The following is a 13,118-nucleotide window of genomic DNA, read 5'->3' on the forward strand; positions in this document are numbered from 1 at the left end:
GAGTTATGAAACTAGAGTAATGCAGTGAGAGTAAAGCAGGACGTCGCTCGATGCTATAACGGCGGCATTAGCTCAGCCTAAACTGAGCTAATGCCACTGGATAACGCGCTATTTAGTTCATGAATCGGAACTGTTGATTAAGCCCGTTAATACATTGCCATTGATGCATGTTTGCACCGTTGGCTTCCGACACACCTTTGATGTCGGCACACTTATCACTCTTTCTTGACCGTAATTCAAACCAACCATCGCCGAGGTCAACTATCCGCCAATGCTGATTTTGATTACTGCCCTGGCAGCTGTACTGCTGCAATTTTGCACCATTATTTTTACTGCCATACGCAAGATCTAAACACTTGTCACTGACCTGTGAACGAATGCTATACCAGCCACTACCCTGTTCTTCAAAACGGAAACGTTGATTAGCATTGTTGGTATTGCAGGACCACTGATGGTAAATCGAACCGTTATTTGTATTGCCGTTAGCGACATCCATACAGCGCTGACTATGACGTAACTGCAGATTGACCCAGCCTGTCGACGGCTGAAGCGCAGCACTTTGCAATGTAATGTCATTTATCTGGTCTGTGGCGAGGTTTTCCGTCCATGATGAGCCAACTGGACGAATACTGCTTTTAGCGATGTAGCCTTCGCCAGCTTCAGCGTCATAACCTAGATCTACCGTTAGCGTTACTGTACTTTCACCGGCAGGAACCGTTTCAGTAGCTTCACCGAGCCAGGTATCAGCAGACCAAAACTCGACCACAACATCTCGCTGTTCTGTGGCGGCATAAGCCACCTTAAAGCTGAAGCGAGAGCCTACATCTTGCTGTCGTTCGATGGCTGCAAAGCTGATGCCATCAACCTTGGGCAGTGGCGAAATGATGCTGATATCGTTCAACTGATCTGTATCGATATTCTCGCGCCATGTGGTATTGGTGGGACGAATAGCCCCTTTCAGTTGATAATCGTTAGCGCCCGCCAAAGGTGCCTCATTTAAATCAACAAACACATCTGTTGTGCCTGCCCCCGCATTAACAGCCGTTTTTCCTGCTGCTAGCCAGTTGCTGCCATCCCAAACTTCAACAACCAAATCCCGCGCTTGCGTAGCGGAATAACGCACAGCAAAGCGATAGCGAGTCCCGCTTTCTAACTCAGTGATGAGTTCAGCAAACTCAAACAAGTCCTCACTTGGCGCATTCGCGGCTTCAATTCTTATCCCGTTAATTTGGACATTGTCGATGTTAGATTGCCAATCGGCCCCCACCGGACGAATGCTCGCTTTAAAAAGGTAGCCTGTCGCTCCACTGACAGTCGGTTGTGGTAGGGAGACGGTCAATGCCGTCACATCACTGCCGGCGGATACTGACTTACGTGAAGACGTGATGTACTGATCTTGATGCCACAACTCAAGTACCAAATCTCGGCCAATTGAAGCAGAGTATTCCACATTCACGGTATAGCTATCCGCAGGTGCTAATTCACTTATTTGGTCAGCAAATCGAATCGTATCTTCTTTGCCCGAGGTCTCAGCCCCACTATGAACTTCCAAAACCACAGAGCTGACTCGGCCGCCATTATCAGGGAACGTCACAGTCACCACTGGGTTCTTAGACAGCAGTTGATTATCAACAGGGATATGAATGGCACCGAAGAACTCACCTCGAGATGATTGGTCGCCTCCTTTCCAGTTTGACGGTACTGATACCTTACTGCCATTTATCATCACTGTCGGTTTTTTCGAACGCTGATGAGAACGACCCAGGCTGAGTTTCAATAATGAATGGCCAGTGGCCACTTTAACGTCACGAAAACGGAAAGTGAGCGCCTTATTGGCGATAATAGATTGTAGGTGATCATCTGAGTAATAAGTCGCCACATCAAGAGACTCAGTAAACTGAATTGCTTCAGCAAAAGTGTATTCAATAACCACGGTTTCACCGGGGATCAAAGTTAAGCTAGAAGGCGCCATCACATTGTTTTCATCGCGATAGACAGGCTTAGAATTGGCGTAAATTTTAAGCTGCTTTTGACGCACATTAGTTACCTGCCCCATCTCATTAACGAAGGCTAGTGACACACTTTGTTCAGTTTCAGCAAGGCTGTTCAACGCAACATACGCCTTATTGCCATCAACAAACGCTTGCACCTGCACATCTTCATTTGAAGACAACGCTTTAACACGGTGGCCAGTCACATTTGCCCATAACTGATAGAAATGGATCCGGGGAGTCCAGAAGAAACGTTGTGGTTTGCCATTACTGATACTGCTTGGATCAGGACGTAAAACAACCGCACCATAGGGTGCCCAGTTATTCCCAGCATTGTAGTGCCAGGCCGCTTTACCGGTAATAAATGGAATAGAGGTCAACAGGCGATCCTGTCGATCTAAAAGTTGGAACAACATGTTATTGATGGAACGGATCGACTGAACACTTTTTATATCGCTATACCCGTCGCCGTAGCCTTTCTCGATGCCACCATATTCACTGATGGTTACCGGCTTAACACGATCCCATTTGTAATGGCTATAGGTTTCCAACAAATCAAGAATCGCTTCCAGATTGCTACCTGAACGCTGATTGTTAGCCCCTGTCACATTCACCCCGTCATAAGGGTGAACCGAAAACGAATCAATATAGGGACCCGCCTCGTCCATGAATTGCTTCATGCGACCATTAAAGTGGCCAAAGTCCCATAACTCCATCGAAGGCCAAGCACTGGAGTAGCCAATCACCTGCGTATTAATATTATCCTGATCGAACTTCCTTCCGATCTCTTTAAACAACTGAGTCATTTCAGCCCGCGCTTTATCATCACTGATGCCGAATTCTCCGGCATGGACAAACGGCTCATTGATCGGCTCGTAGAATAGTGGACGCGATGTATCATCAAAATAGTACTTAAAATAGTTTGCAGCCCAAGCCGCCGCCTTTACTGGATCTTGTCCTGCCGTATAAGCCGCTTTCGGATGATCGGTAACGATATTTCGAGTGGACAAAAAGGCGTAATTAGGGTGCTTCTTCGTCGACTGAACATTTCGCTCACCATTGCTTTTTGCGGTGGCCTGATCAGGGTATGAGCCATGACCTTTGTGGGCGGAAAACGGACTCCAAAATTGGCGTCCAAAGCCGACATTGAGATCATTAACCAGATAATCCAACTCCTCTTGAGTTACCTGGTTTTCTAACGCCGTCATATGAATGTTGAAGTATTTACTTCGATCAAGCTCAGACACGCCACCCACAAATTTTTGGGTGTTGAGATCGATTGTTACTTTATCTTCCGCATGTATCGCGATGCTCATCAGAGAGGTCGCCACAAGCACCATCCCTCGAAACCACTGCTTCAGTTCCATCTTCCTTTCAACCTTCAATCAGAATATATGTTTATTGTTTAAAGCCTGTTTGACGAGTCAGCAAACGCCAAAAAGTCACCATTAAGCGATCCTATTACACGTTCACCTTAATTAGCTTTAACCTTTAAAAACAATAAGTTACAAACCCAAGGAAAGGTAGCAATATTTAGAAGCGGAGGCAATTGAACAACGAATTTGGATGTAAATAATCAGATACGCGAACGCCTCACCCGTTAAACATCAACACGCACCATTAACAATGCGTCTGCAAAGAAGGTCATCCGCCATAAATCGAGATAGATAAGAGCGTGTGCCTGACACATGCGTCGACCCTCTGCTTCTAAAAAAAAAGCCGCGATTTACGCGGCCTTTAGCAAAACTTAAAGCGAAGTTAGCCTAATAACGCACTTTCAGGGTGACACCGCAATAGGCTCTATAAGCACGTATACCAACATGCCACACATCTGCGGTAGGTGTACTGATAGCGACCAATTCATTATTGCCGCCACTTGCGGAGGCAAATACCGAAATAACGCTATCTATCCTGCATCCGCTCCGCCAGCCCGGAATAACGTTCACTTTTTTGTGCCAGCGCGGCGCGCCAGATATGTTGGCCGCCAGCCACATAGAGGTGCTGCTTAGCGCGGGTCAGACCGGTATAGAGCAGTTCAGGTGTGAGTAGCGGACTCTCCTGCTCGGGTAGCAATAGAGCCACATGAGCAAACTCTGAGCCTTGGGTCTTGTGGATCGTCATCGCATACACAGTTTCGACTTGCGGCAAGCGCGCTAGGCTGATCCGTTTATACCCCAGACCTTCCTGCTCAAACCACGCAGCTAAGCGGCCATCTTCCATCGGCCAGATCAGGCCGACATCACCATTGAACAGACCGGTGCTATAGCTGTTCTGGGTCACCATCACAGGGCGCCCAGCATAGTGCTGCTCGGGCTTAATACGTCCGTTGCGCTGCGCCAGCCACTGCTCAATGCGCACGTTCAATTGCTCGACACCACGATCACCGACTCGTGTTGGTACCAGAACGCGAAATCTGGCTAACGCGGCAAATGCTTCATCCAGCGTTGACGCGCGCGCGATATCTAAGAAATAGTGAGCGCTGGCCAGCGGTAACCACTCTTCGACCATGGCTGCGTTGATGTAACTAAGCTGGTTGGCATCATTATGTTGAAAGCTTATTTGCTGGACACAGCGATCCATTAACCGCTTCGTTGTCGCGTCAATGTCTGCTTCGATCACCTCTTTGGCAAATACACCGATCTCGCCACCAAAACGGCGACTTTGGGTCAGCAAAGTCAGGTGATCATAGTTAGCATTAATCGCCGTGGGCACCTGCTGACCACACAGCTCATTTATCTGTGCCGCAGCCTGCGGAGAATAGCCGGGGTGCTCGGCACAAGTAAGATCGGCCATTACCCGTCCCACCTCCACCGAAGGCAACTGTTCAGCATCACCGAGTAATACAAGAGTAGCGTCGTCGGGTAAGGCACGCAGCACCCGCGCCATCATCGGCAGATCAATCATCGACACTTCATCGATGAGCAGCAGATCACAGCGCAGCGGCTGTTCGCGATTGAATTTTAAATCTAGGCTCTGCGGGCGGTAGCCTAATAAACGATGTAGTGTGGCAGCTTGTTCAGGGATAGCTTCAACAATAGCCGCATCGATGCCTTGTTTAAGCATGTCGCATTTAGCATCTGCGATAGATTCTTTTAACCGTTGGGCGGCCTTGCCGGTAGGCGCGGCCATCTGGATCTGTAACTGACATTCATGAGCCGCTTGTAGTGCCGCCAATAAGCGCGTCACGGTATAGGTTTTACCTGTACCGGGGCCGCCAGAAATGATACTCAGTTTGCGCCCCATGGCATTGGCCACCGCAACCTGTTGCCAATCTGGCTCCGCCAACGATGCAGCTGATGCCACCGGAAACAGCTGCGGTAATAACCCTGTCAGCCGGGCTTGTTGCTGGCCAGATAAAGGCGACAATTGCAACTTACTCTGCAGCGCTGCCGCCACTTCCCCTTCAAATAGCCAATAACGACGAATATAGAGCAGACCGGTCTCAGCATCATAGACCACGCCTTTGTTAGCATCCGGCGCACACGATATCGTAGCCAAACAATCAGCCAGTCGATCTTGCGATGGAAACAGATAGCCTTTTTTATCCGCTTCTCTGTCATCCCAAAACAACTTGTTGGCCACCTGAGATAACGGCAAGCAGCTGTGACCTTGGCGCAGCGCCCACTGCAACGCCAGTAACAGATGAAATAGCAACTCCGGCCGTTGCGGCGCAAGCTCTAAACTCATTTGCTGAGCGAAAAAGTAATCGATCGCCTCGATATCAGCCAATTGCTGTTGGCACTGTTCACTGTTGCGGTAACTCATGCTTGCCCTCCTTCATCATCAAAAGAGAACAACTCACCTTGTTGCGGCATTGCCTCGGCGCTCGGTGATGCCACTGGCTTAGCCGTTGCTTCATTCGCTGCCGCCAGTTCTTGGTCAGCAAACACGGCGTCTAGTTGTAACAGCAACGACGTATCCACTCGACAACTAAACACACCAGCAAACGGCATGCCCGTCGGCGCATCAGGACTCATTCCTCTTAGGTACAGGTAGTACACACCGCCAATATGGCTTGCTGGCTCATAATCAGGTAATCGCACCTGCAAATAGCGATGTAATGCCACGCTGTAGATGAGGTACTGCAGGTCATAGAAATGGGCCTGGTTATTCTGCATCAGTGCGTCGCTACAGTAATCCGCCAGAGACTCTCCTAAATGCGTCGATTTGTAATCAGCGACATAGTAGCGCCCTTGATACTCAAAGATCAGGTCAATAAATCCATGCATCATACCCGCCAGCACCTCCCGCCCCGGCAGGGTAATTGGCGCGCTCCAACCGCGATGTTGTTGTAAACATCGCGCGATCTGAGATAGTGATACCTTCGCCATGGGGAAATAGAACTCGGACTCACGCAGGGTTTGTGGCCAGCTCAAATCAGCTAAAGTAAATGACTCTTGATTAACCAACGAGGGAAGCTCAGCGTGCAGGCATTCAATCAGCCAATCTCGCAAAGCTTCATGCTGGTTATCATCTAAACGGCCAAACCGTTGGATCGGCGCTTCCATCGACCATTCCCAATGAGGCTGAGAAAAGTCAGTGTGTTCCAAAATATCGTGGAGCAAATTACCAGCATCCGCACCTTTACGCAGAGTAAAGCGCAGTGGCAGCTCTCTTGGTAAGGCAGGTGTTGGCTCTGCTAACACCACGTCATCATTGTCGGCACGCTCTTTACTCTCTTGCCTGACATGAGCGGCATTGCGCACCAAGGCAGAAAACGAACTCAAGGACCAATTATCATCAACATTGGCGGAAAAAGTGATCGCAGGCAAATCAGGTAACGGCGATGGCTGCACAGCCAGATCCAGCTCAACGCTATTGTCTGGGCAATCCAAAATGATTAGCTGACTGGAACCATCACTGCTTTGACTTAACTCGTTCAGTTTGTCTGGCCATTCGTCGTTATCCTTAATCTTCAGCGCCAAACCCAAGGGTGACCGGGCACTGTTTTTAAATGGCACGACACCAAGATAACAACGATGGGCAGCACGGGTGACGGCCACATAAAGTAAACGGATTGACTCAGCTTCGCCTTCCGCAGTGGTTTGGCGAATGGCCTCGTCGGTTTGCCCCACCAGACGCACTTGCGCCTGGGTTTCGACATCGTGATATTCAAAATAGTCATACAGAGTCTGACCAAAACGCGCAGGATCTTTATAATGACTGGCAAACGGAATAAACACGATAGGGTATTCCAACCCTTTCGATCCATGCATGGTGACAATGCGGATCAGGTTGGCGTCGCTCTCCAACCTCAGCTGCGACTCTTCGCTTGCTGACTGGTGCTGACACTGCTCTTTAAACCACTTCAATAGCTGCTGTGGGTGTTTATGACGGCGAGAAGCTTGCTGCAGCAGCTCCGCCAGGTGCAGCATGTTGGTCAACGACCGCTCATGATTATCCGGTGCGGGTTGATAATCATGGTGAATAAGCTGCATCAGCATCGCCATACAGCCTCGCTCCAGCCACAATTGCCGAAGTAGCAACGCCCGTTGCCGCTGCTGTTCCCACAACAGTTCATGATCAGGATCGCGATACTTCGCTAATTGTTCGGCAGTACCGCCCATCAAATAAGTAGAAAGCGCCGCTGTCAGCAAGGCATCGTTTTCACACTCCAACAGCCCTTCTAACACACGCAATAGCTCACGCGCTTCCGTTGAACTGTAGATATCCTCCTTATCGCTAAGATAGACCGAAGGATAGCCCGCGTCAGCGAGCGCTTGACGCATAAGCGCGGCTTCCGCACCCCGACGCACCAAAACAGCGATCGCCTGCTCTTTGACCGGCTCGTTACCCAGTCGCGCCTGCTGAAGTAAGCGGACAATCTCGCTAACGCAGTGCTCTGCCATCGCTTGTTGAAGATCTGCTGCGCTGACTTTATGCGAGCTAGACTCGCGATCAACGCCCTTCTCGTCTTCTTCATCGCTCACCGTTGCCAGCGCCGACTCGGGTAGCCAAAGGTAATTCAGTGCGTGTCGGTCTGCGATAGGATCGACCAGCGGCGTACTATTCGCTTTGGCTTTGACGGTATGATTCACCCGCTCATAGCCAATGTCGTAGCCAAACAGATCCTCCGGCATTTCCTGGCTCAGCGGCTGCCCCCAAAACAAACGGTTATAGCCGGTGACCACCTCCGGCACCGAGCGCCAGTTGGTATCCATCACCCATTGATAGTCCGCCCCCTGGCGCGCCTGCAGATAGGTGAAGATATCACCGCCTCGGAAGGCATAAATCGCCTGTTTCGGATCACCAATCATTAGCAGCGTATGTTGTTCAACGCCTTTTGGATAAAGATGATCGAAAATCGCATACTGCAGCGGATCTGTGTCCTGAAATTCATCGACCAGCGCCACCGGGTATTGCTGGCGCAGCGCGTCAATTAGGGGCTGGCCATGTTCCGATTGGATCTGCACACTGAGCTGGCTGATCAGATCGTCAAAATCCATCAATGCCTGCGTTTTCTTGGCGTCAGCAAAGCGTTGACGAACAGACCGGATCCCTTCGACTACCAGCTGATAAGCAGGCACTTTGCCTAACTGCTTCTCGAACGCTCCCTGATAGCTTTTCCGCTGTTTATCAAAATCACCTCGCAGCTCTTTAAACGCCGCGAAAATCGGTACCAAGACCGATTTGAGTTCCTCTTTGCGATAGCGATTACCATTAATAAAGTCACCGGCCGCCTTCGGACACGGCGTATCATCATCGCACGCCAACCAAGCGATCAGCTCTTCCCACTCAGCTTCACGTTCGGCCGCCTGTTTATGGGGCAATACCAGCAATTCAAACACGGTTGTTTTATGGGGCAACAACTCAGCTAACACTTGCTGTTTCCTGGCAAAAAACAGCGTATTAAAGTGCGGACCGATATCGTCTGCAAACGCTTGCTGCATCGCTTCTGCCACAGGCGCGATCACCTCACTCGTGGAATGCAAAGCGGAACGAAATTTGTCGTAAAAAGCTTCTGGTGTATGCCAGCCTTCCGCAGCGAGCAAGCCAAAACGCGCCGCATCATGATTAATACAACGGATCCAATCGCGCACCGCTTCCATCAGCAGTTCGCTGGTATCTGCTTCCATCGCCACTTCAAGAGGAATACCACTGCTAAATGCCTGTTGCTGCAGTGCCCGACGGCAAAAGCTATGAATAGTGAAGATTGCTGCTTCATCGAGTTCCAGCAGCGCAGGCTTAAGTATTTGCTGAGCTTGCTCGCGGCTAAACAGTGATTCCATATGAGCGAAGAAAGGATCGCTGACTCCCAACTCGCCCCAATTTTCAACCGCGCTACGTAACTCTTTGTCGATACGGCCACGGAGCTCTTCCGTGGCCGCTTTGGTAAAGGTCATCACTAGGATCTGCTGTACTGTCAGTTGCTTTTCCAGCAACAAACGCAGATACAACCGGGTAATATTGTAGGTTTTTCCTGTCCCGGCACTCGCTTCAATGAGATGACGTCCCTGCAGGGGTAAAGTAGCGGCATTGAGCATCTTCATGCTTACTTAACCTCCTGCAACTGCTGATACAGCGGCAGATATAGATCGGCAAGTGATCGTACTACACGCTCATCTAGAGGGGGGACTAACGGATAAAACCACTGAAAATAGTCGTCGGCCATAAGACCACGGACGTTGTCATCACCAGCAATGGTTTTACGCCATAACTGTTGTACGGTCAGATCTTCAACATCAGGAAGCGGCTGTTCAGCGCTGGCTTTACCAAACAGGGTTTTCCCCAAACCGCCGTGTAACAAACTCGGCGTTGTTAACGACTGCTGCCAATAACTTAGCCAGTTAGAAAGCTCGGCTCTAGCCTCTTGCGGCGATAGCGTCGCGGCGAACACTGCTTGCCGCGCACTCCAGCTTCTACCGCGATTTGGCGTATGCAAAAACACACCACGGCTCTGGCAAGGCTGATCTCTTACCACCGTCGCCACAAGATGATGTAGCCGCAAACCTATCTCATCTTTGGCTTTGCGACTGGCAGGCCGTCCCAACAACAGCTCTGGGCAATTTGCATCATCAACATGCTGACGCCACGACAGGTCCGCACTCAAAGTTATACCGTCGATCTCAATATTTACCGCTTCGGTGGTGATCTCACCAAACTGCGTCAATTTGTCGCTGTAGAGCTGTGCTTGCTGTTGCCATTCATCAAACAGCGCATCGGTGATCGGCGATTCAGGCAGGTGACCGCTTAAACTATGCCGCAGCTTAACCTCTTCGGTGCTTTGTCCTGCTAACATCTGCTGGGCAAACGCTTCCCGGATCAAATAGGCCTGTAGCGAATCGCTGGCAAAAGGTTCAGGATCTTCCAAGCCGAGCGCCAATTCATTAAAACGCAACGCCAGACGCTGTTCGGCGAACTGCTTTAACGGATTATCGAAGCCTTTAATAATGGTAGAAAGCGCTACCGGTTCAACTGGCAGCTCCAACGCTGGCAGTTGTAACTGATTTTCACGTAGCGCCCCCGGTTGCTGCAGTCGTGTCCATCCCGGATCAAAGCTGGGGAAACGCCCCTGATAACTGTCTCGACTAAACGGGTGCAACGATTGCTGCAACAGGTCAGCAGGCCCTTGCGCCTCATCGTCAGCCTCTAATAACTGCCAACCATACCCTCGCTCTAGGTAGTCCATCAGCTCTTTTAGGATCAAACTGGGTTGGCGTTCGCTATTGTTACGAATATTCCGCCCCTGATAACTTAAATAGAGAGTTTCACGAGCGGAGATCAACGCTTCCAGAAACAGGTATCTATCGTCACCACGACGCGAACGATCTCCGCTGCGGCGGGGCTGCTGCGACATCAGGTCAAAACTCAGAGGCGTACTTTGTCTTGGAAACTGGCCATCGTTTAATCCCAGCACCGCGATCACCTTAAACGGGATACTCCGCATCGGTACCATAGAGCAGAAGGTGATCTGTCCGGTCAGAAAATGGTTACCACCATCCGGCTGGGTAAAGTGGTGATTAAGGTAGTGGCGGATCACTGCCAACTCAATTTTATCGCCATAGTCCGCTTGCGCCGTGTATTCCGCCAGACTATTGATCACCTGCGAAATAAGGTCGCTGGCGTCCTGTTCATTACTAGCGTCGGGGGCAAAAAAGCTCTCTTTTAGCCCCAATAGATACACTTGCCACTGTTCTGCTGTGCGTGATTTCAGCAGTTCCGCCGTGTGCCACTGTAAACGCTCCAATAACTGCATCAGGCGGCCAAGCAATACCGCTTGCTGCCCTTCGACATGGGGTAACAGCAGTCGACATCGCTGACCTTCATCACCGCCAGCTGAATTTCGATCGATATAGAAACTATCGCCTTGGGCAAATCCCAATAACAAACGACTGAGGCCCCACTGCCAGGTATAGGTCTCGCTGCTTGCGTCCTGCTGAGTGATCGTGCGTTTATGTTCTTGATCGCGCCCCCAATGGATCGCGGCCTCTTTTAGCCACCATTCAACTAACGTCAGTTCATCATGGCTAAAGCCAAATTTTGCCTGTAATGCTGGTAAGCGCAAATAGTCGAGGATCTTACTGACTTCAAAACGACTGTCGGGTAGCTGCAGCAACTCACAGAACACAGCAATCAATGGTTCGGCATCAAGCAGTGTTCTATCAGCAATTGAACAGGGCAGTTTTGGACTCGCGCTGCCATCCGCTTTGTCCCAAGGGCGTCGAAACACAGCATCGATATAGGGCGCGTAATCCTCGATCGCTGGGCACATCACTAACACATCTTGCGGCTTAAGATCGGGCTTGTTCTGAAATTGATGCAACAGGTAATCGTGTAGCGTCTGTACCTCACGCAGCGCACTGTGGGCTGTACTGATAACCACAGAGTCATCGACAAAACGAGGAGGTACTTCGGCAGCACGAGCATCCTGCAACAGCAAGATATCGCGCTGCACACAGTTCAATACAGAAGCTGTAATTTCTCTTTCTGTTTTGTTAGCTGGTTCATCAAACGCACTGATCTCATAACTTTTCACTCCCTGCAAAGCATTGAAGAACTCTTTACCCTGTTGGCCGAGATTGGCTAACAACGGGTTGCCTAAATCACTTTGCTCATCCGTCCATGACAGCACCTGCTGCTCGCGCTGCTGTTTTGCCAGCAGCTTATCGCTCTTCAGATCACCCCAAAAGGTGACGCAGGGATTAAGGTGAAACAGGTGCACTTGTGTATGTTCAGCTAACGCTTCGAAAAATGCCAAGGTCTGCGGTGCTAACGTATTGATGGCAAAGATCAGCACTTGCTTTGGTAGCTTAGAGACGTTGGCGGGTATCGCTTCTATCGCTAACTGTTGCAGATGTACCGGATGATTGGGCTCCTGTGCCACAAGCGCACACCATAACCAGCGCTGCCAGCGCTCGGTATGTTGCCCTTGGCTAGCAACCAGAGCATCAACGATTGCTGACTCCCCCGCCTGCCATTTCATTAACCAATCTGGGCGGAACATCATGTACTGCTCGAAGATATCAGCCAACTTGGTCGCCAACTGAAAACGCTTTAAGCGATCGGGCTGGCCAGTCTCACCCAACCAGTAGTGGGTGGCTTGCTCCGCTTCAGCAAGCTGCAAAAACTCAGTAGACGCTAGCAATTGATCCAGACGCCAGGCCAATACCTCACGGCGGTAATTCGATTGCTTAGGAACACTCTCCTGCCCCAACAGATTTCGTGCCAAATCCCAAATGAAACGTGAGGGCATGGGGAATTCGAGATTCATCGAAATACCCTGACTACTAGCCAGTTCAAGGTTAAGCCAATGCTGCATCCCCTTACTTTCAACCAAAACTGTATCGGGCTGCAGCACACCACCTTGCCGCTGCGCCAAAACAGCTTGCACTAGCAGCGCCAGGTCTTCTAATCGATTGGCAGGATAAACGGTCAGCACTCACTACCCCTTGGTAGAAATATCAGCCTAAACAAGCTCAGTTCAATTCTTACAAAAAAACCGATAAGTCTCGCAACGCTACATGCTAAACCAGCAACATGAGGGATGCTATTAGCGTTATTATGACGCGTGTCGTGTTTTCCAGCAGATTGAAAATTCCCACTAAAGTCAGACAGCTATCTGATTGAACACTATTCAACCAAACAACCTAGTCGTCTGATCTGCATTTACGACGGAAACGACTACAC

4 protein-coding genes are annotated in these 13,118 nt (G+C 50.1%); all 4 read right to left on the bottom strand.

Annotation, left to right across the window (positions count from 1 at the left end; translation table 11 throughout):
- Positions 1-112: 112 nt before the first annotated feature.
- The 4 genes from EZV61_RS15675 to recC all read right to left on the bottom strand — a co-directional run bounded on the left by EZV61_RS15675 (position 113) and on the right by recC (position 12,870).
- A complete protein-coding gene (locus EZV61_RS15675; protein ID WP_131416831.1) occupies positions 113-3,358 on the bottom strand; it encodes an RICIN domain-containing protein in 3,246 nt (1,081 codons plus the stop codon).
- 535 nt (positions 3,359-3,893) lie between these two features.
- Positions 3,894-5,756, bottom strand: coding sequence for an exodeoxyribonuclease V subunit alpha (recD, locus tag EZV61_RS15680; protein WP_131416833.1), 1,863 nt, complete (start codon positions 5,754-5,756; stop codon positions 3,894-3,896).
- Positions 5,753-9,481, bottom strand: a complete 3,729-nt coding sequence (gene recB / locus EZV61_RS15685; RefSeq protein ID WP_131416835.1) for an exodeoxyribonuclease V subunit beta — start codon at positions 9,479-9,481, stop codon at positions 5,753-5,755. The genes recD and recB overlap by 4 nt, the downstream gene beginning before the upstream one ends.
- Positions 9,482-9,483: 2 nt before the next feature.
- Entirely contained in the window at positions 9,484-12,870 is a 3,387-nt protein-coding gene (gene recC, locus EZV61_RS15690; protein ID WP_131416837.1) for an exodeoxyribonuclease V subunit gamma, read from the bottom strand.
- Positions 12,871-13,118: the final 248 nt, after the last annotated feature.

Origin of the sequence: Corallincola luteus (genome assembly GCF_004336975.1) — a bacterium.
Lineage (GTDB): Bacteria > Pseudomonadota > Gammaproteobacteria > Enterobacterales > Neiellaceae > Corallincola > Corallincola holothuriorum.